This window comes from Candidatus Gracilibacteria bacterium, assembly GCA_041661045.1.
Lineage (GTDB): Bacteria > Patescibacteriota > Gracilibacteria > UBA1369 > 2-02-FULL-48-14 > 2-02-FULL-48-14.
In genome coordinates this window covers 1,286,018-1,307,267 of record JBAZVE010000001.1, presented here as the reverse complement: position 1 = coordinate 1,307,267, position 21,250 = coordinate 1,286,018, and the positions used below count along the sequence as shown (strand labels likewise).

Annotated in this window: 23 protein-coding genes, 1 tRNA gene and 2 pseudogenes; 13 read left to right on the top strand and 13 right to left on the bottom strand. The window is 48.5% G+C overall.

The annotated features are described in order from the left end of the window. Nucleotides 1-95 precede the first annotated feature (95 nt). Both WC777_06335 and WC777_06330 read left to right on the top strand, forming a co-directional pair. On the top strand, nucleotides 96-1,289 hold the full coding sequence (locus tag WC777_06335) for a hypothetical protein (protein ID MFA6024778.1): 1,194 nt from the start codon (nucleotides 96-98) through the stop codon (nucleotides 1,287-1,289). A 29-nt stretch (nucleotides 1,290-1,318) separates the two neighbouring features. After that, the gene (locus tag WC777_06330) at nucleotides 1,319-1,726 is read left to right on the top strand and encodes a DUF1801 domain-containing protein (protein MFA6024777.1); all 408 of its coding nucleotides are present in this window, start codon (nucleotides 1,319-1,321) and stop codon (nucleotides 1,724-1,726) included. Here WC777_06330 and WC777_06325 read toward each other — a convergent pair. Then, nucleotides 1,704-1,955 carry a hypothetical protein gene (locus tag WC777_06325; protein MFA6024776.1) on the bottom strand — a complete coding sequence of 84 codons (252 nt, stop codon included), beginning with the start codon at nucleotides 1,953-1,955 and terminating at the stop codon, nucleotides 1,704-1,706. The two genes, WC777_06330 and WC777_06325, sit on opposite strands and share 23 nt — an antisense overlap. 98 nt (nucleotides 1,956-2,053) lie before the next feature. Here WC777_06325 and WC777_06320 point away from each other — a divergent pair, with 98 nt between their 5' ends. Both WC777_06320 and WC777_06315 read left to right on the top strand, forming a co-directional pair. After that, nucleotides 2,054-2,884, top strand: coding sequence for a hypothetical protein (locus WC777_06320; GenBank protein ID MFA6024775.1), 831 nt, complete (start codon nucleotides 2,054-2,056; stop codon nucleotides 2,882-2,884). A gap of 131 nt (nucleotides 2,885-3,015) precedes the next feature. Further along, nucleotides 3,016-3,366: a DUF2200 domain-containing protein gene (locus WC777_06315; protein ID MFA6024774.1), complete on the top strand. Its 351-nt coding sequence runs from the start codon at nucleotides 3,016-3,018 to the stop codon at nucleotides 3,364-3,366. A gap of 479 nt (nucleotides 3,367-3,845) precedes the next feature. On the opposite strand, the gene WC777_06310 is transcribed toward WC777_06315, so the two are convergent. Further along, nucleotides 3,846-4,211 carry a hypothetical protein gene (locus tag WC777_06310; protein MFA6024773.1) on the bottom strand — a complete coding sequence of 122 codons (366 nt, stop codon included), beginning with the start codon at nucleotides 4,209-4,211 and terminating at the stop codon, nucleotides 3,846-3,848. Nucleotides 4,212-4,291: 80 nt separating this feature from the next. Between WC777_06310 and WC777_06305 the strand changes: the two are divergent. After that, nucleotides 4,292-4,375, top strand: a pseudogene (locus WC777_06305) (DUF2200 family protein). 3 nt (nucleotides 4,376-4,378) lie between these two features. On the opposite strand, the gene WC777_06300 reads toward WC777_06305, so the two are convergent. From WC777_06300 to mutY, 7 genes are all read right to left on the bottom strand, one after another. After that, nucleotides 4,379-5,386, bottom strand: a complete 1,008-nt coding sequence (locus WC777_06300) for a hypothetical protein (protein MFA6024772.1) — start codon at nucleotides 5,384-5,386, stop codon at nucleotides 4,379-4,381. Between the two features lie 60 nt (nucleotides 5,387-5,446). After that, a complete protein-coding gene (locus WC777_06295; protein ID MFA6024771.1) occupies nucleotides 5,447-5,944 on the bottom strand; it encodes a hypothetical protein in 498 nt (165 codons plus the stop codon). 49 nt (nucleotides 5,945-5,993) lie between these two features. Continuing rightward, complete coding sequence (locus WC777_06290; protein ID MFA6024770.1) at nucleotides 5,994-6,383, bottom strand: hypothetical protein; 390 nt, start codon at nucleotides 6,381-6,383, stop codon at nucleotides 5,994-5,996. A gap of 26 nt (nucleotides 6,384-6,409) precedes the next feature. Beyond that, a tRNA-Gln gene (locus WC777_06285) sits at nucleotides 6,410-6,484 on the bottom strand. A 165-nt stretch (nucleotides 6,485-6,649) separates the two neighbouring features. Beyond that, entirely contained in the window at nucleotides 6,650-8,119 is a 1,470-nt protein-coding gene (locus WC777_06280) for a peptidoglycan DD-metalloendopeptidase family protein (GenBank protein MFA6024769.1), read from the bottom strand. A gap of 50 nt (nucleotides 8,120-8,169) precedes the next feature. Further along, entirely contained in the window at nucleotides 8,170-8,373 is a 204-nt protein-coding gene (locus tag WC777_06275; GenBank protein MFA6024768.1) for a hypothetical protein, read from the bottom strand. A 33-nt stretch (nucleotides 8,374-8,406) separates the two neighbouring features. Continuing rightward, nucleotides 8,407-9,486: an A/G-specific adenine glycosylase gene (mutY, locus tag WC777_06270; GenBank protein MFA6024767.1), complete on the bottom strand. Its 1,080-nt coding sequence runs from the start codon at nucleotides 9,484-9,486 to the stop codon at nucleotides 8,407-8,409. 108 nt (nucleotides 9,487-9,594) lie between these two features. Here mutY and rpmA point away from each other — a divergent pair, with 108 nt between their 5' ends. The 6 genes and pseudogenes from rpmA (at nucleotide 9,595) to pgl (ending at nucleotide 14,893) form a co-directional block, all read left to right on the top strand. Continuing rightward, nucleotides 9,595-9,873 carry a 50S ribosomal protein L27 gene (rpmA, locus tag WC777_06265; GenBank protein ID MFA6024766.1) on the top strand — a complete coding sequence of 93 codons (279 nt, stop codon included), beginning with the start codon at nucleotides 9,595-9,597 and terminating at the stop codon, nucleotides 9,871-9,873. Nucleotides 9,874-9,948: 75 nt separating this feature from the next. Continuing rightward, nucleotides 9,949-10,212: a hypothetical protein gene (locus WC777_06260; GenBank protein ID MFA6024765.1), complete on the top strand. Its 264-nt coding sequence runs from the start codon at nucleotides 9,949-9,951 to the stop codon at nucleotides 10,210-10,212. A gap of 15 nt (nucleotides 10,213-10,227) precedes the next feature. Further along, nucleotides 10,228-10,902: a hypothetical protein gene (locus tag WC777_06255; protein MFA6024764.1), complete on the top strand. Its 675-nt coding sequence runs from the start codon at nucleotides 10,228-10,230 to the stop codon at nucleotides 10,900-10,902. Between the two features lie 12 nt (nucleotides 10,903-10,914). Continuing rightward, nucleotides 10,915-12,285 (top strand): annotated as a pseudogene (gndA, locus tag WC777_06250) (NADP-dependent phosphogluconate dehydrogenase). A gap of 8 nt (nucleotides 12,286-12,293) precedes the next feature. Beyond that, the gene (gene zwf / locus WC777_06245) at nucleotides 12,294-13,751 is read left to right on the top strand and encodes a glucose-6-phosphate dehydrogenase (protein MFA6024763.1); all 1,458 of its coding nucleotides are present in this window, start codon (nucleotides 12,294-12,296) and stop codon (nucleotides 13,749-13,751) included. After that, entirely contained in the window at nucleotides 13,751-14,893 is a 1,143-nt protein-coding gene (gene pgl, locus WC777_06240) for a 6-phosphogluconolactonase (protein ID MFA6024762.1), read from the top strand. The genes zwf and pgl overlap by 1 nt, the downstream gene beginning before the upstream one ends. A 14-nt stretch (nucleotides 14,894-14,907) precedes the next feature. Here pgl and WC777_06235 read toward each other — a convergent pair whose 3' ends face one another. The 3 genes from WC777_06235 to fsa are packed head-to-tail and all read right to left on the bottom strand — an operon-like array spanning nucleotide 14,908 to nucleotide 18,664. Further along, nucleotides 14,908-16,797, bottom strand: a complete 1,890-nt coding sequence (locus tag WC777_06235) for a transketolase (GenBank protein ID MFA6024761.1) — start codon at nucleotides 16,795-16,797, stop codon at nucleotides 14,908-14,910. Then, entirely contained in the window at nucleotides 16,788-18,023 is a 1,236-nt protein-coding gene (locus WC777_06230) for a glucose-6-phosphate isomerase (GenBank protein ID MFA6024760.1), read from the bottom strand. The genes WC777_06235 and WC777_06230 overlap by 10 nt, the downstream gene beginning before the upstream one ends. Continuing rightward, complete coding sequence (gene fsa / locus WC777_06225; GenBank protein ID MFA6024759.1) at nucleotides 17,975-18,664, bottom strand: fructose-6-phosphate aldolase; 690 nt, start codon at nucleotides 18,662-18,664, stop codon at nucleotides 17,975-17,977. The genes WC777_06230 and fsa overlap by 49 nt, the downstream gene beginning before the upstream one ends. 72 nt (nucleotides 18,665-18,736) lie before the next feature. Here fsa and WC777_06220 point away from each other — a divergent pair, with 72 nt between their 5' ends. Both WC777_06220 and WC777_06215 read left to right on the top strand, forming a co-directional pair. After that, entirely contained in the window at nucleotides 18,737-19,444 is a 708-nt protein-coding gene (locus WC777_06220; GenBank protein MFA6024758.1) for an LOG family protein, read from the top strand. 10 nt (nucleotides 19,445-19,454) lie between these two features. After that, the gene (locus WC777_06215) at nucleotides 19,455-20,129 is read left to right on the top strand and encodes a type II CAAX endopeptidase family protein (GenBank protein ID MFA6024757.1); all 675 of its coding nucleotides are present in this window, start codon (nucleotides 19,455-19,457) and stop codon (nucleotides 20,127-20,129) included. Between the two features lie 14 nt (nucleotides 20,130-20,143). Here the strand turns inward: WC777_06215 and WC777_06210 are convergent, their stop codons facing one another. Further along, nucleotides 20,144-21,037 carry a hypothetical protein gene (locus WC777_06210; protein MFA6024756.1) on the bottom strand — a complete coding sequence of 298 codons (894 nt, stop codon included), beginning with the start codon at nucleotides 21,035-21,037 and terminating at the stop codon, nucleotides 20,144-20,146. Between the last annotated feature and the right edge of the window lie 213 nt (nucleotides 21,038-21,250).

Below are 21,250 nucleotides of genomic sequence, written 5' to 3'. Positions count from 1 at the left end.
TGTTAAAAGTTAAACTTCCATCCAAGCCTAACACAGATCCATTATTTTTGACTAGTCCAACACAATCCGCTTAAATAAGCCCATAAATTGAGATTATGGATCGCATTTTAAGGGAATACATCGACACCTACGGGGGCAAAAACGGCCCTCTCCTCTTCATACGAGAAAAAATACCAGGTGGACCGCAGCTGGTGCCTCCCATGGAAATAGAGGTCTTGGGAGATTTGCATACCAAAAGACAGGTGCCGGAGCTGTGCAGAGCCATCGCAGCGGCGTGCGAAGAATTGAAAACGGATCAATACATTGCCCGCACAAGTTACCCGGGCCGTGGAGGCCGTGGAGACTGGGAAGGGCTGGTGGACGCCATGCCAACACTTTCTCATATCCCAGTGGAGACTCTAGAGGGTGGCAACTTGCCTGCAAGTATTGCAAGAAGCTTTTACGAGAAACTCTTAGACCCAAGGTTTTTAGCCTTTGCAAGAAAGGAAGGAATAGATTTTGATCCGGATAAAGTCACCATCGCCTTTTCCCCTCAGGTTCCTTTCCCACACTCCACCGTCACCGATCATCCCAATCGTTCCGAGTTCACCATGGTGGATATTGCCAAGCCACTTGACGACGCCATAAGCTATAAGGAAAGCGGGAACTTGAGTACAAGTGAAGACAGAGATTTTGAAGGTGGGGCGGAGGCACAAGGATTTTCTTTCCTGAGAAAAGGTATATTTCGCCCAGATAGATTCTCTACAGCAATGCGTACACGGGAGCAGATTCGAGAATGGGGGATTTTAGACGACGAAACGGAAGCTTATCAGCTTGAAGGAGCCTGTAGAGGGGAGGGCGCCTTGCACTGGATACTCCAACTGCGCCTTTTTGCACAAAGAAGAACTCCGGATTTCAGCCTGGATCAAAATCAGTACATCGCGGGAAGAATCCTCGGCATTACCCCAAGCGATGGAATGGTGTGTACAGTTTTACATGCAGGGACGCGGATTGAGGCCGGAATTTTTGAGGACGAAAATCCAGGAGTCCCTTACTTATTTGTATTGGAGACCTCCGGCGTAACCCAACCGTTGACACTGAGTGATCAAACCACCAAAATGGTAGGCTATAAGCCTAAAGATAAGCCTTATCTAAGTCATCAAAACACGCGTGCTGCACAAGAGGTTCTGCTTAGGCCCTATGGTTTGGTTGATTTATCCAGAACTACTGCCGCTTACTCAGGATTCGTCACCGGAGACCAAGTCCGCATCATCTCCGATGGCCGAACACGAACGATAGAAAGGGCCTAGCTTCAAGTATCCTTTTTCACCCACTCTTTATGGCGGAACTCAAAACCCAAAAAACCACGGCAAGTGTATCCGCCTTTTTGAACACAATTGAAGACGAAGAAAAACGAAAAGATTGCCAAGAACTGGTGAAGATTTTTGAGGAAGTGACTAAAGAAAAGCCCGCCATGTGGGGGAGCAGTATTGTGGGTTTTGGCTCTTACCATTACAAATCGGAACGGAGCAAACAGGAGGGAGACTGGCCTCTCACCGGATTTTCTCCACGAAAACAAAATTTAACGCTCTACATCATGTCCGGCTTCAAGGGTCGGGAAAAACTTCTGGAAAAAATTGGAAAGCACAAAATAAGTGGCGGTTCCTGCCTTTACATCAAACGATTATCGGACATCAATCTCGCCGTCCTGAAAGAGCTCATTGCTACTTTTTTAAACCGGCCTTAAAAATACCAAAAACCGAGACCAAGGCTGCCAGTGTCGCGATCAAAAAAAGGACCGAAAGCAAAGATTCCGAAACAGACCATTCATAGAGCCTTGCCAAATCGTAGTAAACATAAATACCAAAAGTAAGCGCCAAACCGAGCATGGTCAAGCGCCCGCGCACAGCGGCAAGCAGCGCCAACACAGCAATCACCAGCTCAAGAACAATGGAGACGATAGGCAGGAGTTCCATGGTTGTAGGTAAGAGGATGTGGAAACAATACACCAGGGCTCAGAAAGTTCACAAGACTTCATAAAAAGTGCTAAACTCTTCTCAGTATCCCTCCACCCATGAAAGCTAAACACACCCTAGATTACTTAAAAACCAAGTCCAAAATCCTTTTTCTAACGACCTCGAATCGATGGTCCGGGGAGAAGGGGGGTGAAATGCCCAAAAGCACGGCCTTGGCCCACAAGCTGGCAAAGGAAATTGGCGAGGACAAAGTGACCATCCTGGACACCACGAAACTTAAAATCTTTCCTTGTGAGGGAAATGTCTCCACGGAAAGAGGAAATACCTGTGGAGTGAAGGACGCGATTTTAAAGGATTTCAAGAAAAATCCATCGGGTCATCATCGCTGTTGGGCCAGTTTGAACAATCCGGGCGACGAGCTGTGGAAGGTCAGTAAAGCACTTTTGGAATCCGATGCCGTGGTTTTCTTCGCCTCGGTCCGCTGGGGGCAACTGAATTCCTACTACCAAAAATTGATCGAACGGCTCACCTGGCTGGAAAACAGACATTCGACCTTGGGCGAAGCAAACATCTTAAAAAACATCGATGCGGGCCTGATTGTGGTGGGACAAAACTGGAACGGAGCCGAAGCCCTCGCCACGCAAAAACAGGTTCTGGACTTTTTCGGTTTCAAGATCAAAGATGAACTTTTCTGGAACTGGCAGTTCACGCAAGACTCAAAAGATGAAAGCAAAGCCTCCTACAAAAAAGCCGCCAAAACTTTTAAAGAAACTTTTTTACAGATCGGTTCAATCAAGAAAAAGCATGCCTCTGGCGGCACGCCTAACTGATTGTTGTGAGTCCGCGAGCTCCACCCCACCCCCTATATTAACCCACCCATCCTCTTGACCCCCATCTTTTTCCGCAGCTGCGACTTGCTTCCTAACTAAATCATGCCATGCGGGCTCAGCTGTGGGCGGAGCATCCACTTCGGGTTCTTCTTTTGGGTTTCCCATTTTATTTGAATTAGTGATTAATGGCTTGCTAGTCAAAGCATTGACGCCAGTGTATTATAAAACACATGGAAAACACCAGAATATTTTCAATGTCGTTCGCCAGTGTCTACCCACTGTATATTAAAAAAGCGGAGAAAAAAGGCCGCTCAAAGGCGGAGGTGGATGCCATCATTTGCTGGCTAACAGGCTACAGCCCAAAAGAATTACAGCAGCAAATCGACAAAGGCAGCGATTTCAGAACTTTTTTTGAAGAAGCCCCTGAGCTCAATCCAAAGGTCTCAGAAATTACAGGTTTAATCTGCGGTTGGCGCGTAGAAGAAATCAAGGACCCCCTCATGCAAAAAATCCGCTATCTAGACAAATTGATCGATGAACTCGCCAAAGGCAGGGCAATGGAAAAGATTTTGAGAGAGTAGGCAGAACTCACCGTACCTGGCCCAAGACTCCATCATAAACTCTAGTTGGATCAAGGAGTCTCTCCAACTGGAATTCTCTACAAATTGCCGCTTGAAACTGACGACTGACTCCTGTTGTGGCGTATGCAGCGATTCTTTGGAGGAAAAGTTGATAATTTTCCAAGTCACCCGATTTCATTATGCCTATCATTTCCTCTACAAACGGCACACCTATCGAATCAAAAAAAGCCTTAAAGACATGATTTGAAGTTATAAGAGAAAAATCCTTAAGCGGCTTATCACTAACCGCGTATATAAAAGGATAAGGCAGTAAAAGATAGGAAACCAGATCTGTTAAAATCTCTGTAATCCTCAATTCATCAGGATCAACAGGGAGAATTCCTTCACTCTCTTTTCCTCTTCCAATAATTTTCACACTGTAAATGCCAGCTTGAAGTGGCTCGTACGGAAGAGGTTGGGATATCCTTGCAAAGCCCACATTAGTAATGTTGCCATCGTTGAGTCCAACAGTACTCCCATGCACTTGTTCGTGTACGATAACATACGATAACACGAGAGGGAATATCTCCATGCATACGAAGCAATGCATCAGAAAAATGAATAATATGACTCCGAACATCCAGAAATGCCTCTGCACCTTTGGGTGCATATTCTTTAAACACCCGATGGGGGGCATAGGCCAAGGCAAAATCTTTACGCACAGAATCTATGGGGGCAAGGATATCTTCTGCAGCGTGTAATGAAACTTGAAGAGGACGAGGCATCCCAGCTCGAGAAATATCAGCATGCCTCTGAAGCTCTAGTGTTTTCTTTTGATACTCCAGACGAATTCTTTCTGATGACATAAAGGAATGGTTGAGTTGAGCCTTATTTTTAACATAGAAAGTATAATCCGTCAATGTACGCCAGGAGCAATCACCGAGAACTCATGCAAAAAATCCGCTACCTAGATAAACTGGTGGATGAACTCGCCAAAGGCCGGCCAATGGAAAAGATTTTGAGAGTGTAACTTTTAATAGTTATTGAAAATTTTCACCTCAGGGTTATCGCCAAAAACATCAGAATGTCTGGAAAGCGCAGCGCGAATAGATTGAGGATCCAAAGGTTCTGGCACATAAACCTCCTGTGTTAGGCAGTGGACTTGCCCCCCAGTGCGTCGGTTTTGAGTCAAGGGAAAGGTGGACACACCGATTCCAGGGAGAGAAGTCCAACGAGCTTCAAGGCTCTGATTGACAAAAGGTTCGGTTCTAAAAATATGACTACCAGTAAAGAGTTGATTGGGGGCCATCAGCTCTACATCTGTGCTATCCAATTCATGCAATTCCCCTTCAAGATCAGAAACAGTTCTCTCAATTGTTTGTCTAGATTTGTCTGAGAATGCATCCATAGAACTAGCGACATGAAGCGTCTCATTGCCATCTACCACTGGCATGAAAGCACAATCAAAATGGAACCCATCAGTAAGTTCAAGGAAAATTCTGTTTGTTTCTGGAATGCCTAAAAAATCAGCTTGTTCGGTGAGGCCATTCAGGTCGGAACGCACAGAAGTAGAAGCAAAAATCCAGGGTTCCCCTTTAATATTCAACACGCGCGAATTGCCCCCTTCATTGAGTCCTGCCTGAGCATGAACAGCTTTTAAGCCAAGAGCCTCAGCAAACAAGGCATGGATCTGGGGTTCCATCCGTCTAGTCTCTGCGCTCATTTTGAACAAAAGCATGCGTCCATCACGGGAAACCGAAACAGGGTCTCTTACATATTCAATTGCCTCAGACATGCCATTGGCTCTCTTAAAGGTACTTAAAAGTTGAGGTAAGACCAACAAAGGAATACCCGCATCCGTAATAGCTCTCACCATCTCGGCTCGTTCAGTTCTCAAGATATGTACATCTCCCTTCCAGCCAGCATTGAAGGAATCCAGGTTAAACTGATTCCCAACAGGGAACGAAGTAATCCCCTCAGGCCTATACAAGTCTTCCGCCCGTGGAGTATCGAGAGTGGCAATGTATTTATAAGGAGACATAGATGAGTAATATTGTACACATACAAATATCAAATGGAAACGCTAAGTTCCCGAATGGATCTATTTAAAGTCAACTGACCTAAAAATTTGAAGTGCCAGAGCCATTTGCTCTTCATTTAAACCATCTCCCAGCATTTGGAAATCCTCCTGATTGAGTACGCAAACTTCTTCGGTACAAGGTTTGACATCATTGATGTTTTCAATGGACAACACCGTAGGTTTCTCCGCATTCGCTTCATTGGGAACATATATTTTCGCTTCAAATCCATCAATGATTTCTTGGGTAACCGTATAAGCAGATGGATCTTCAAAATAGACGGAATTATTGGAGTAAACGCCAGCATTGACTCCATAATCAAAAATCAAAGTCATTTCACCATCAGAGAACTGCCCAACCGTGGAGTCAATGCCCATTTTGGGGATAAAGGCCCAATCTGAAGGTGCAAGTATCGTAAAATCACCGGCATCGAGTATTACCCCCTGTGGATCAGCTTCTGTTTGCGTTGCACATCCCGTTGTAATTAAAAAGAGGCCGAGAATGAATACATATTTCTTCATAAGAATATAAGATTAGGAAGTTTGGCTGGCTAAATGGGTCTAGTACCCTTTAATCATCTTCCTCTTGATCTAGTGCATCTTGCTCAGCAAGTAGGCGTTCATGATTCTCCTCCCAGAACGCTCTCACCCGTGCAGTAGCCTCAGGGGGAATATTTGCTTGCCTGTCCCGCTCCTCTTGAGGCAATTGAGACGCTCCATCAAAGGCCATTTTTTCGAAGTCAGGGTCAGGTGGGGGTGCGCTCCACAACTGACGCTGCCACGCAGTAAATTCTCCCTTTAGTCTAGCCTTTACTCCTGCTATGCCAGCTCTAATCTGGTCAGCATTTTGATCTTGCCAATTCCTCCATTGATCAGGATCTTGAATCGGGGGGACACGAAAAGCCCCTACAAAATCCTCATCCGAATCTGGGGCCTGATTAGCTCTACCCTTAGGTGCCATATTTTTATCATTTGTTAATGAAGTGTTGGCTGGGGGTGAGGGACTCGAACCCCCGAATGCCGGGACCAAAACCCGGTGCCTTACCACTTGGCGAACCCCCATCTTTGCTTAGCAAACCCTTCGGGTTCGTTTAGCGGAGAAAATCTAATCAATTGGGAGCCTAAAGTCAATTGATACAAAAAATTAAATAAAAATATGTCCCTCCCATTTCTGGGAGGGGTCGCGGGAAAATCCCGAAAGTAGTTTGAGTGTATCAAAGTCAGCTTTTAAAGTCCAATCGCGTCCTGGATTTCACGGATTTGTTCTTCCAGGGCGTTTTGGACTTGGTCCAAATACTGTTCGGGCAGGGAGTCCATGGGGACTTCGTCGAGAGAGAGGTAGCGGAGGGGATCGACGCGGATGCCATCTTGCCAGACTTCAAAGTGGAGGTGAGGTCCGGTGGTGCGGACTCCGGCGCCCACACTGCCGGGCATGGCTCCGGTGGTTCCGATGATTTGTCCGCGAGTGACATAATCCCCACTGGAAACAGCAGGGGCGGAGATGTGTCCGTAAACGGTCATCACACCCATGCGGTGGGCAATTTGAATGTAAGCATAGTTTGTGGAATTGGCGTCATAAACCACGCTGCTCACCACTCCATCGGCGGGAGCGGAAATGGGACTGCCTTGTTTGGCGCGGATGTCCAGAGCCCCGTGAGCCACTCCAAAGAGTTCTTTGTAGCCGCCGTCATCAAAGAAGGCGGTGAGGCCGGTTCCAGGAGAAACGGGCCAATCCAGTTGCAGGAAGGCGGAGGCGGCATTGGCATCAAAGTTTGCCGCCATATCCGCTTCAATTTGAGCCACGGTAGTCTGTTGATCTTCCGTGAGGAGGGCATTCATACCTCTCAACTTTTCCTCCATGCTCGCCACATTTTGTCGATAAATTTCAATATCCTTCAAAAGGTCCTCTTTCTTATCATCCGATGAAGACAGCATGCCCTCCAAAAGTGTTTTTTCAGCCTGGGTCTCATTCAAAAGTTCTTCCTGAGCATGCCGCTCGGCGATCAGCCGGTCTTGTTCATCCGCAAGCTCCAAATCCACTTGGTCCAATTCAGCCTTCCGCGTGCGGAGTTCCGCCCACTTTTCCGCCAAATCCTCAGTGAGGGAATTCATGGTTTCTATCTGGACCTTGTTTTCTTCTTCCACCAACTCCAAATAAGTGAGGTTTTGCAGGGTTTCCGAAACACTGCCCGGGCTGGCCAGCAATTTCACAGGATTGACTTCATCATCGGTGTAATAAATCTCTCGTTTCAAATAGATCAAAGACATCAGTTCTCCCACCAGTTTCTTTTGGTCGGCGACTTTGAACTCCAAAATTTGCACTTCCTCCTCCAAATCCTCAATATCCATACTTTTTCGTTCTTTTTGCGTCTTCACGCTGGTCACCTGCTTTTTATTGTCATGGATCTGATTATTCAAGCTATCCACGATCATTTCCAGGTTCGTGATGGCGGCATCGATTTCGATGAGATGCACCTTGGCCTGTTCCACATTTTGTTCAAAAAGGGTGTACCGGTACTGCATTTGCGCCAACTTTTGCTTGAGTTGGAGCAGCAAAGAGCTCTCTTGCACGATTTCCGTGAGGGTTTCAGTGGAAATCGGCTCCTCGGCCCGTGCCAAGCGCGGCTGCGCGACGGGGCCAAGGAAGAGAGAGAACACCAGCAGAAGTGAGAGTATTTTTTGCATTTCAAAAATCATCTCACCATTATAACACAAAACAGGTTGGGAAGGAAGGGTGGAAGGGGGCTTTATTCGAGGTTGCGAAGGTTCTCAGTCCGAAACTTTGTGTCATCATCTCCACGACTTCTCTTCCAATCTAAAAAACGCAAAAGAACTTGAACCGCTTTCCCTACACCACTTGTGACCGTGTGTACGGGCGCAGCCATCACCTCGTGCACCAAAGGGAGATGGTGCTCAACGGGAGGATAGGACAGATCGAGGGTTCTAGGCATAGGCTCATCAAACTTAAGGATCATTCTACCCCCTTATTTGCGAAAAGAAAGCAATTTATGAATGAGTTTGACATTGGCGGCGGGGAAGGCGAGTTGACTCAGCTGCTCCGGCTTCAGCCACCGGCTCTCACTCGCGGCATTCAAGTTCACCGTGCCGCTGTCAAAATCGGCCAAAAAACAGTGTAAATCGACGGTGTATTTGGTGTAGGCATGCTTAATGTTCATAAAAAAACGCAGATTTTTCACCCGAATAGCCAGTTCTTCCTCAATTTCTCGATGCAGCGCCTCCTCCAGAGTTTCACCGTTTTCCACCTGTCCTCCGGGAAATTCCCAAAGTCCGGCCATGAGCCCGGTATCGCGTCGTTTTTGGACGAAAACCTTCCCATTTTTAGTGATCACCGCAATCACCACCTGGATGGGAATCTTAGAAGAAGAGGGGCCTTTGTTCGGCAAAAACTCCTGAGTTCCGCTGGCCGCCGCCTTGCAAAGGCTTTGGAGCGGACATTTGGAACAGGCGGGACTCTTTGGAGTGCATTGCAATGCGCCAAATTCCATCAGCGCCTGGTTGAAGGCCCGAGCCTGCCCCTTGGGGAGAAAGCGCCCGGCCTCCTCCCAAAACGCCTTCTTAAAATATCGGACATCCTCCCTAAAATCGCCCAAGCGAGAGAGCACTCGTACAACATTCCCGTCCACCACGGGGAAATCCTGCTCAAAGGCAATGCTGCAGATGGCCGCCGCAGTGTAGGGCCCAATGCCGGGAAGTTTCACAATATCCTCATATTTCTCAAAAAAACGCCCCTCATTTTTCTCCACCAAAATCCGCGCCGCCTTGTGAATGTTTTTAACCCGGCTGTAATACCCCAGCCCCTCCCAGAGTTTAATCAAGTCCTCCTCCCTGGCCTGAGCCACCGCCTTGATGCTCGGTAAAGCCTTCATCCATCGATTAAAGTAGGGGAGCATGGTGGCCACCTGCGTCTGTTGAAGCATGATCTCCGATATCCAAACCTCATACGGCGCATAGTGCTTTCTCCAGGGAAGGGGGCGCTGGTGCGTGGCAAACCACCGGAGTAAACCCTTGCTTATTTCGGCCCGTTCTTCTGTGGAGAAATTCATGGAATCAGTATAAAAGAAAAACAGTTCGGAAAAAAGCTTGCATCGAGGGGGGCTTTTGAGTAGAATACCGCAGCAAGTGGCTCAGACCACCTATTATCTCTAAAGTATATGTCAACCAAGAAAGCTGGAGGATCGAGTAAAAACGGAAGAGATTCGCAGGCGAAACGCCTTGGAATCAAACGCTTTGCGGGTGAATTTGTGAGTGCGGGTTCTATTATTGTTCGCCAAAAGGGAACCAAATGGCACCCCGGAGAGAATGTGGGAACCGGACGGGATTGGACTTTGTTCGCACTCACCGACGGGAAAGTGGCTTTCACTGAAAAGAGACAGAAGAAATTCGATGGAAGCACTCACTACAACACTTTGGTTCATGTGACCGCGGCGTAAAAAGCCGGTTTGCCTTTCAATACAAAAAAAGCTATCCTCCGGATAGTTTTTTTAGTTTTTTATAACCCCGCCACTATGAAAAACCAACTCAACACGCTCGCTGCCGCCCTTTCAGTCGGACTTCTTTGGGGAGTAGGCCTTTTGCTTTGGACTTTAATCGCCCTTCAATGGGGCATGGGGGTCTCTTCTTTGGAACTCGTTATGGAGTGGTATCCCGCGTACGAAATCACAGCTACAGGCGCCTTCATCGGTTTGCTTTGGGGCTTTCTGGATGGATTCTTGGGAACCTATATTTTGGTCTCCCTCTACAACTTTATTGCAAAAAAACTCAGTAAATAAAGCGCCCTCTTCATTATGTCTTTAGAATCCTTTTTCGGTCTTGATACACAGGGAAACGGAGGTCCCGAATCCAACGAACAGTTTCAAGAACAAATGCGTGAGAACGCACGGGCCATTAAAAACATGAGTGGCAATCAGGCGGCTCAGAAAAAACAAGAGGACAAATTGGCAAAAATATTGATGCGCTTTATGAAAGATCCCGCAAAAGCCGATATCGTATTTTTGGTGGTGAAACTCTTGCAAGAGAATGTTCCGGGCGCCTTTATTTTAGCCGCACTTTCCATTGCGGACCCGGAAATGGAAAAAGAAATCATGCAAGAATTCGGAGACGCGCCTTTACCAAACGATTCAGCACTGGCTGCTGTGCCGGGAGAAGCCTTCATCCCTCAGGAAATCAAACAAGAGCTCAACGCATGGGGAAAAGCCATTTTGGATGCGGGTCTCCGTCTCCCGGGGAAAACACTACAAACCGTGCTCACGCCGGATCAAAAACTCAAATCACTCATTCTGGATCTCCTTCAATTTGCCCTAGAAGAATACTTGCAAAGACACGGCCTGGATTTCTCCGAAGACAAAGTTCGCCAAGTCGCTTTGCTCAGCATCCAATCGGTACTCATCAAGCTTCGAGAAGTGTCTTTGGAAAAAACGGATGCCGAAATTATAGAAGCGCCCGCGCCGGACGCGCAATAACACCCCTCCATCATGTCATCCCACATCGGACTCATTGGTCTTGGGACCATGGGCTCTGCTCTAGCTCGAAACATCGCAAAGCATGGCTTTAAAGTGAGCGTATGGAATCGCACGCACGAAAAAGTGGTGAATTTTATAAATACTTACGGCACGGAAGATTTTTACGGAGCCGAAAACTTTGAAGATTTTGTGGAGAGCATTCAGGAGCCCAGAAGAATCATCCTCATGGTTCCCGCCGGACAAGCCGTTGAAGAAATGCTGATTCAACTCAAAGAAACGCTACGGCAGGGGGACGCTGTTTTGGAAGGAGGAAATTCTTTTTTCGCGGATACGGAGTCCTGGATTGCTGAATATGAAGCGGAGGGCATTCATCTTTTGGGATGCGGAATCTCGGGAGGGGAGCAGGGGGCCTTAAACGGTCCAAGCCTCATGCCGGGAGGAAGTCGAGAGGCTTACGAAGAATTCGCCGATATTTTAAAAGCCATTGCAGCCGAAGATTTTGATGGACACGCCTGCACCGCATACATGGGCAAAGGGGGTGCGGGGCATTACATAAAAATGATTCACAATGGCATCGAGTACGCGGAAATGCAGGCCTTGGCGGAAGCCTATGACTTATTAAAATCTTTGTTTCAACTCGGCCAGGAAGAAATCGCAGAAATTTTTGAAGGATGGAAAAAGGGAGATTTGGATTCGTTCTTATTGGATATCAGTGTGGAGCTTTTACAAAAAAAAGAAGACGGACAGTTTTTATTGGAGCTCATTCTAGACAGAGCGGAACAAAAGGGAACGGGTCGCTGGAGCAGCGAAGAAGCGCTGCAGCTTGGCATTGCCGCGCCCTCCTTCACCAATGCGGTGTTTGCCAGAGCACTCTCGTCTCAAAAAGAGACCCGTCTCAAGTTGGCGGAGAGCTACCCGGTACAAGCCTCCGCACCCAAGATGCTGGTCTCGGAATTCGCGCTGCATTTGGAAAAAGCTCTCATCGCATCCAGGATCGCTCATTTTGAGCAGGGACTCACCGTCTTGGCGGCAGCGAACAAGGAATACGGCTTTGAACTGAACCTTCAAGAAGTGTTGCGGGTGTGGCAAGGAGGCTGCATCATTCGTTCCAAAATGCTCAAAAATTTTTCCGGTGTACTCAACCATTCCGGCAGCCTTTACTCCGGGCTGTGGACCGAACAAATTTTAAAAACCACACATGAATCTTGGAAAAAAGTGGTGAGCACCGCCATCCAAAATTCAATTCCGGTTCCGGCACTTTCCGCAGCCCTCACGCATTTTGAGAGCATGCGAAGCGCCGAGCTCCCCGCGCATTTTATTCAAGGGCTTAGAGATTGTTTTGGTTCACATGGTTACGAACGCCGAGACAAACCGGGGAACTTTCACTCTCAATGGATATGAAGAAAATTCCATTTCAAATGGCGGAGCACGATTTTTCATTGGTGATCTTTGGAGCCTCCGGATCTTTGGCAAAACTCAAACTTTTTCCGGCACTGTATGAGCTCGTCAAGGAAGGACGGATGCCAAAAGACTTTAAAATCATCGGCTTCGCTCGTACAAAAATGTCGGATGCCGAATTCAGGAAAAGCTTTGCCGAAGCCATCAAAAAAAATGAAAAAGACATCGAGCCAAAAACACTCAAAAAGCTGCTCGATAATGTTTTTTATTTTTCCGGAGACTACAAAGAAAAAGAAGATTACAAGGCGATGCTCAAACGGTTGAAGGAAGTCGAAAACGCTCCAAGCCGCGTGCGCATGGCGTATTTTTCCGTTCCACCCTCCGTTTTCCCGGGCATATTCTCGAGTTTGGCGGCGGTCAGCTTCAACACAAAAAAAGCACCGCTTCGGCTTGTTATAGAAAAACCCTTTGGTTACGACCTCAAGTCGGCAAAAGCACTTAAGACTCAACTCGAAAAATTTTTTAAACCGGAACAAATCTTTTTGCTCGACCATTATTTGGGCAAGGAAGCGGTGAGCAATCTACTTTCGCTCCGCTACGCCAACTCTTTGCTCACCAATCTTTTTAGTAAGGAATTTGTGAGCAATATCCAAATCACCGCCCTGGAGGAAAAAGATATTGAGGGTCGCGCCAACTATTTTGATCATGTTGGGATTTTGCGAGACATGGTGCAATCGCACCTCCTCCAAATTTTGGCTTATTTAACCATGCACGCGCCCAAACAAAAAACAGCGGAAGCCATTCATCACGAAAAAGCAAAAGTACTCAAATCGCTTAAAATAGGAAAGCCGCACGACTGCATCGTGCGCGGACAATACAAGGGCTACAACAAAGAAAAAGGAATTCCGGAAAGCTCACAAACCGAGACTTATGCGGCACTCAAATTGACCATGGATCACCCTTTGTGGAAAGGGGTCCCCATTTTCATTCGAAGCGGGAAATGCCTCAAAAAAAAGTGGACGGCGGTAGTGCTGGAGCTCAAGCCACATCAGGTACAAAAAGAAGCGGGAATCACGCAGCCCAACAGAATTGTGATTCAACTCCAGCCTTACGAGAAAATTGAATTTCATTTGCTCACCAAATTGGGTGGAAAAACTTTTGATTTCCATCCGCTCACCACGGGCCGCCCCATTTATTGCAGCGGCGATTGTATTGGCGAACATGGCCGTCTTCTTTTGGACGCGGTGGCGGGGAAAAATGGACTCTTCCTCAACTTTGAAGAAATTTTTGCAGCATGGCAGGTCATGGATAAAGCGCAGTCTTGGTGTGACATTGAGTCTAAAAAATGTGCGGAGCTCTATTCCTACGATTGTGGGAGCCTGGGACCCAAACAAGCCGACGAACTCTTGGCGAAAGATGGCTTTACTTGGTTTAATGCCCTGCCTCAATAATGACAAATCCATGGATTTTCTATTGTGAGACGGAAGAAGAGTGGGAGAAAATAGCCCTGGAAGATTTGAAATTGTGCATCAAAGAGGTACTTCGGACTCAAAAAGAGTGCCGTTTGGGCCTTGCGGGCGGGTCCACGCCGCTATCCCTATATAAAAAACTCGCAGAAGAAGATCTGCCGTGGGAGAAAATAAAAATGATCCAGCTGGATGAGCGCTTTGTGCCCAGCGATGACAAAGCAAGCAATTTAAACATGCTGCGAAAGACTTTATTCAGTCGTGCACCACTTCCACCGGAAAATATTTTAGCCTTCGACACTTCGCTCCCTTATGAATCCGCCGCCCAGGAAATGAATCGAAAACTCTTGGCCATGAAACAAGAGGGGAGGCCGCTGCTGGATTGTTTGATTTTGGGGGCCGGTAGCGATGGACACATTGCCTCACTTTTTGAAGGCGACTTGGCGCTGCAGAGTCGAGAGTACGCGTGCACCGCGACGGCAAAGGGCACACCTTCACCCCAAAGACTCACCCTTTCCATTCAGGCTTTGCAAGAAGCTTCCTGCGCCATTCTTCTTTTGAAAGGGCCGGAAAAAGCACCCTTGATCCAAGCCATGGAATCAAGCATTGCGGCACTTCCGCTCACGGCGCTCAAGGCCCTTCTCCCCAAAGTTAAGATTAAAGTTTTGGCGTATTTGCACCCCGCCGTGCTTTGAGCTAAACTCTTTTCAGTATTCGCATTAACCTTTTGAACCATGAAAGCTCTTTCAACACCACTCATCGCTCTTGGACTCTTACTCACCGCGTGCAGCCAAGGCATCACCGTAGCAGACAAAGAAACCATCAACGCCTATCCCGAACAAAAGCCGGTCATGTTGGCGTGGCAAGGGCTCACAGAAGCCGCCGCTGCAGAGGATTGTGCTGGGGTCCTCGGGTACATGCGCATCACTCTAAAGGTGGAAGAGGACGCTTGTCCTGAAATTTTCGCATTCTTCGAAGAAACTCCGGAAATCGACTGGTCTCGAACAGACTGGAGCACCTCCAAAGGCAAGGCAAAAATCTATGAGCTGGATGGAGGTTCCATCACTTCCTTCATTCACAACGAAGCCGACGACACCTGGCGCTCCGACGAGAAGTTCTGGGAATAAGAGGTGGCAAGCGCTTAGATGAGCTTTTTAAGAGCTTCTTCAATATGTCTCACGGAGAGCCCCGCTTTTTCATAAAGCTCGTCCGCGGTGCCGGAGAGTTGGTAGCCGGAGACGCCGAGCCGTTGCACCGGCACCATTACGCCGGCTTCAAACAAGGCTTCTTGAACAAAGCTGCCGAGACCGGTGTCGATGTTATGGTCGTGCACCGTAACAACGCGACCCGTCTTGCGAGCACTAGCCACCACGCTCTCAGCATCGAAGGGAATAAAACTGCTCACCACCAAAATTTCGATATCTCCCCCCAAATTTTCCGCTGCTTTCAAGGCGTAATGCACCATGGGCCCGCTCGCCACTATCGTGGCTCGCTTTCCTTGGCGTAAAATATCTGCACGGCCCGGAATAAAATCGTAGCCCTCTCCAAAAAACGGGCTGCCGTCTTCTTTGGTGAGCACCGGAATTTTCGCACGACCCATGCGTACATAAAAATTACCATACTGCGCGGCCACAAAACGAACGATTCGATCACATTGATTGGGGTCGGCCGGTTCAAAAATATTGGTGTGAAAGAACCCCGCAAAAGAGCTGATATCATCAATAGCTTGGTGCGTTGGGCCATCTTCACCCACGCTGAGCCCACAGTGCGTGGCCACCATTTTCACATTGGTCTGATTGATGTCATTCACCCGGGCCTGGTCTTTTGCGCGGCTGCTCATAAAGGCGCCAAAAGTGCTGCAAAAAGGCACAAAACCAAGAATCGAAAGACCTCCGCTGCAGCTCACCATGTGTTGTTCCGCAATGCCACATTCAATGTGTCGATCCGGGAAAGCTTTCTTCACACCGTCCGTTTTCACACTATCGGCAAGATCCGCGGTCAGCGCCAGAATATGGGGGTTGAGCGAAGCCAAATCCACCAAAGCCGCTCCATAAGCACTGCGACAATCGGTCATTTCCTCCGGCCCATAAACGCGAGGAGTGCCACCGTTTACGGCAGCCACTTCCGGTTGAACCGGCGTTTTAATGTTCACCGTCAGTCCTTCAAGTCCTTTCGCTAAAATCGCCGCCTCTTCCTCATCCAAAATCATTTCCATGAGCGCGGCAGCGGCCTCATCTTTTTTGGGAGCCTTGCCATGCCAATCGGCCTTATATTCTCGCCCCGTTTTGGCCATAAACTCCACGCCCTGTCCCATAATCGTGTGTCCAATCAAAACGCTTGGTCGGCCCTTTTCATCCAAAGCCGCCTCCAAAGCAGAATTCATAGCTTCAAAATCATGTCCATCCACTTCCTGCACAAACCAACCCGCCGCCTCATAATGTTTTTTAACCTGCAGCGGCATGATTTCGTCCAAAGAAGCGGTGAGCTGCACTTGGTTGAAATCCACAAACAAAATCAAGTTGTCGAGGCGGTGCTTGACCGCAAAATTCATCATTTCATACGCCTGGCCCTCTTGATTCTCACCATCTCCCATCAGCAAAAATACATGCTTCGCCTCCTCTTCACCGGATCCCAGAACCTTAAGCTTCTCTCCAAGTGCCATCCCCGCAGCCGCACTGGCGCCCACGGCCAGAGGCCCCGTTCCATACCAAACTCCCTGCACTTGTCGATTCACATGCCCTTCATAAATATCCACAGGTTTTCTAAAAGTCTCAATCACGCGAGCCTTGGGGATCACCCCAAGCTCCGCCAACACGCTGTACACAGCGGGGGAGATATGTCCGTTGGAAACCACAATCGGTTCATTGCTTTGGTGGAGCCTCAGCACATACAGCAGAGAGAGATAATCGATGCACGAAAGCGATCCACCCGGGTGTCCGGACTGGGCCTGGGTCACCATTTCCAAAATCGATCGCCTACAAGACTTAGAGAAAGCCTTGAGAAATGCGATTTGGTCGGTGCTTAATTTCATGAGCTTAAAGCCTGTTTAGTGAGCTGTTTGCTGAGTTCCACGCCAGGCTGGTCGAACGCGTTTATCCTATAATATTCACCCAAAAAAGCAATGCTGGCTTCAAAAAATAGAAACAATTGCCCCAGTTCATAGGCATTCACCTCTGGAATGCTGAGGGTTGCCGAAGGTTTTTTATACTCACTCAAGGCCTGTTCGGTTCCTTTTTTCTCAATATTCATGAGCTCGTGAAAACCTCTTCCCGAAAGGTAAGCAAGGGTCTTACGGTCCACGCGGGGAATCTGCGGGCCGGGTTCCTTTTCCACCTCAATAAACACAATCAATTTATCTTTTGGTCCCTCATTATAAAGTTGCAACTGCGAATGTTGATCCGTAACGCCCAAGGCCGAAACAGGCGTGAGCCCCTTGCCCGCCTTCCCGATGCTTTCCGCCAAAAGCTGGGCATACCAATCCGCAAAACTGTGTAAGCGGGAGGAATAGGGCATCATCACCGTGATCGGGATTCCATGCTTCCACTCCAGCAGATACTGGGCGGAAGCGAACTGAAAGGGAAGGTTAAGCCCCCATTCGGAACTTTGAAACAGTTTAACCCCGTCCTCAGCGCCTCGGAGCAATTCTTCAATGTCTATGCCGAGCAGCGCCGCAGGGAAGAGTCCAACAGGAGTGAGCACAGAAAAGCGCCCCCCCACATTTTCCGGAATATCCAAGGTCGGAATTCCATATTCCTGAGCAATCGCTCGCAATTCGCCGCCATTCGGATCCGTAATAAAAACAAACTGTTCTTTAGAAACCTTTTGCTTAAAGTAAAAATACTGCGCCATGGTCTCTGGCGTGGTGCCTGATTTTGAAATCACAATAAACAAGGAATGCTCAAGATCAATCACTCGCTCCAGCTCGCCCACGGTGTCCAAATTGTCCAAAACAAACAATCGAGGGCTCCCGTGATGATTCCAATACACGCCTTTAAGCGCATCGCGGACACACGAAATGCCGAGCGCGCTTCCGCCAATACCCAGGACCACAATGTCCTTGAACTTTCCTTTCATTTTTTCCGCCAAACTTTTAACCGCCAAAACAGGCCCCTTGAGCTTGGGAAGCAGAGGAAACCCCTGTGCTCTCGCCTCAAAACCGCGCAAAAATTCAGGAATCTTCACCCCCTCAGCCTGCAATTCGGCCAAGCTTATGCCCTCACTCCCAAGGCCCACAATGTGCTCCAAAGAAAGTTTCATTTTCGATTGTTCCAGTCGGCCAAAAATTTCTCTAAACCGATGGTGGTTAAGGGATGATAGGGGAGTTTTTTAAAGATTTCATACGGCAAGGTGGCAATATGAGCCCCCATTCGAGCGGCCTCCGTGATATGTCGAGGCCCTCGTACGCTGGCCACCAAAACTTCCGTGTCAAAAGCGTAGTTCGAAAAAATATCTGTAATTTCTTGAATCAAAGTGAGGCCGTCTTCGCCAGCCTCATCCAACCGTCCAATAAAAGGGCTCACCATCGCGGCTCCGGCCTTGGCGGCGAGCAGGGCTTGGTTTGCCGAAAAAATCAAAGTCACATTGGTGGGAATCCCCTTTTTTTTCAGCTCAACCACGGCCTTGAGCCCCTCGGGAGTCATGGGAATTTTCACCACAATGTTGTCTGCCCAAGTGCTGTATTCCAACCCTTGTTTCACCATCTCCTTGCTGTCCTCCGCAAAAACCTCCATGCTCACCGGTCCATCCACAAGTTCACAAATGGCCTGAAGATGTTTTTTTGCATCCACTTTTCCTTCTTTAGCCAAAAGGGTGGGGTTGGTGGTGACTCCATCCAAAATCCCCCAAGAAGCGATTTCCTTGATCTGCTTGAGGTCGGCGGTGTCTAGGAAGAGTTTCATTGGACTTAGGGTAGCATTTATACTTAAAATTTGCTATAATAAATTGATCAAGCGACATCAATGTTTCCCCTCATGACGCCAAAAGACTTCCAAATCAGCGATGAACTCAAAAACCACGACTTCCGAGTCTCCATTTTTGGGTCCGCCCGTATTCAGCCCGAAGATCCGGTGTATCAAGACGCCTACAACCTCGCCAAAGTGATTGGCGGGATGGGAGTGGATCTCATCACAGGGGGAGGTCCGGGGCTTATGGAAGCGGCGAGTTTGGGGCACACCGCCGGAGACATCAAAAACAGAGCGCACAGCATTGGTCTCAACATTGTGCTGCCTTTTGAACAAAAACCCAACGAAGGTTTAGAATTTTTAGACAACCACGAGGTCTTTTCCACCCGTCTCGACGAATTCATGCTCTTGTCCAGCGCCGTGGTGGTGATGCCCGGAGGGATTGGAACTTGTTTGGAACTTTTTTACACCTGGCAGCTCTTGCAAGTGAAGCACATTTGCAATATGCCCGTGATCCTGGTGGGCAAAATGTGGCGCGAGCTCATCAATTGGATCATCGACAATCCTTTGAAAGGGAAACTCATGGATCCCAAAGATCTGCATTTTATTGTGGTGGTGGACAACTGGAAACAAGCCGTCAAAGTCATAAAAAAGGCGAAAAAACACTACGATCAAAATCCGGATGCCTGCCACAACTGGATCCAATACGGTAAAAAACTCCGCAAACTAAGTCCTTATATCGACCCCCAAACTGGCAAACCCAAGGGGATGTGATAGAGTGGGGGAGATGAAAGATAAAAAACTCTTCTTCTTCGGAATTCTTCCCGCCCTCTTCTTTCAAGTGTTTGGGGCCACCCTTTACTTGCTCTGGGAATCGGAGTTAACAGGGTGGATTTATTTAATCACCAAGCTCACGCTTCTTTTTTGGCCCCTACTTTGGCTCACGGCTTTCACCCAGGCACTTCCCAATCAAACGGGTGGAGCCAAGAACTCCATCAAGCTTGCCGCCGGGCTCATCAGCGGACTCCTGTTCTCCGGCATTGTATTCGGAGCATTTTTCCTGGGCTTGCAGCCCGCCGCGGGCGACCTGCTTGAAAGAGTAAAAGCCTTTGGCCTGGCGGACCCGTGGCTCTATCTACTCTTCGCCATCTTTCTCAGTTTTTTTCACTCTCTGCTTGAAGAATATTATTGGCGCTGGTTCGTTTTCCGCGGCTTGCAGCTCAAGTTCTCCTGGGTCTGGGCGGCGCTCATCAGCAGCGCGGCCTTCACCGGACATCATTATTTTGTACTGTCCGGCTTTTTCTCTTTGCCGCTCACCCTGCTCCTGGGCACTTCCGTTGGAGTCGCCGGCTTCATCTGGTGCGCGCTCTACCACAAAACAAAATCCATTTGGCCCGCCTACCTCAGCCATATTTTGGTCGATGCCACCCTCATGGGCGTGGGCTATCTTATCCTGTTTTAGTGGGCTCCGTCCACCTAGCCACTGGGCCTGTAGAGGGAGACGAGAGTGTCTATATAAAACTTGTCACTGCTCCGGTCCGCCTGCTCCCGCAGTCGCCACTGCTCTGGAGCCTCTTCTTCATGTTCAATAAGCCCCAAATGCACCAACCGTTCATGCCCCGTACACACGGCCTGCAGCCGCGCAGGATCATGGATTTTTTCAAGTCCCCACCGTTGCGTGTGATGCAGTGAAGTCGCCGGCCTCCTGCAGCTGGGGTACGCACAAAGTCCGCCGCTCCTGGCCAAAACTTCCCTTTGGATGGCTGCCGGAATGTGTCGGGAGGGAGTGGCCACGGGCACCGCTGGTGGAGTGACTGTCTCCTGCTGTGCTTCCTGACTCACCTGCCTCTTCAGTTCCAGGAGTTCACTCATCAGCTCTTCCCAACTGCGTTGGCCCTTTAAGACCGCCAAATCCTTGGCCAAAGAAGGGCTCAAATCCATTTGCACTTTTACAGATTGAGATTCCGTTCCAGAACGAGATTCTAACCTGTAGTCGTGCACAAAGGTTTGGAGGGCGAGTTTACTCATTCCGGAAGCCTTTTCCGCCCAAAACGCTTCGCTCTCTTGAGTAGCCACCAAGGCCACGGGCCGAAGCCTTTGAAGCCCTTTCGACTCCGCCACTTTCATAAGCAAAGGCTTGTCTTTAATTTTTGAATAAATCCTAAGGGACTCATCCACGCGAACTTTGCTCATACCCGCAAGTTTTGCCGCGTATTCATAAATGCTTGAAAACCGTTTTTTTCGCCAAATTTCCCTCTCCTGGATTTCTGGGAGAAGGAGCTCACACTTACGCATCCACTCGCGAGCATTTTGTCCGTACTCAGAAAACTGTTGATGGAGTTTTTGTTCAAGGACACTCAAGGCTGCCATAAGGAGGGGGTGAAAATGCAGACAAACTTTTAGCACCGACCATCCGTAGATGGCCGCCCGTGGCAGTGAGTAAACCCATCTTAGCACAGAGGGTGAGCATACGCTCTCTTTTTCACTGGACGGCGTACAAAAAAGTGGCCGCATAAGCAACCAGCGATCCACCCACCAACCCCGCCGTGGTGGTCTGCGAGACCTGCTACGCCAGCGCAACCC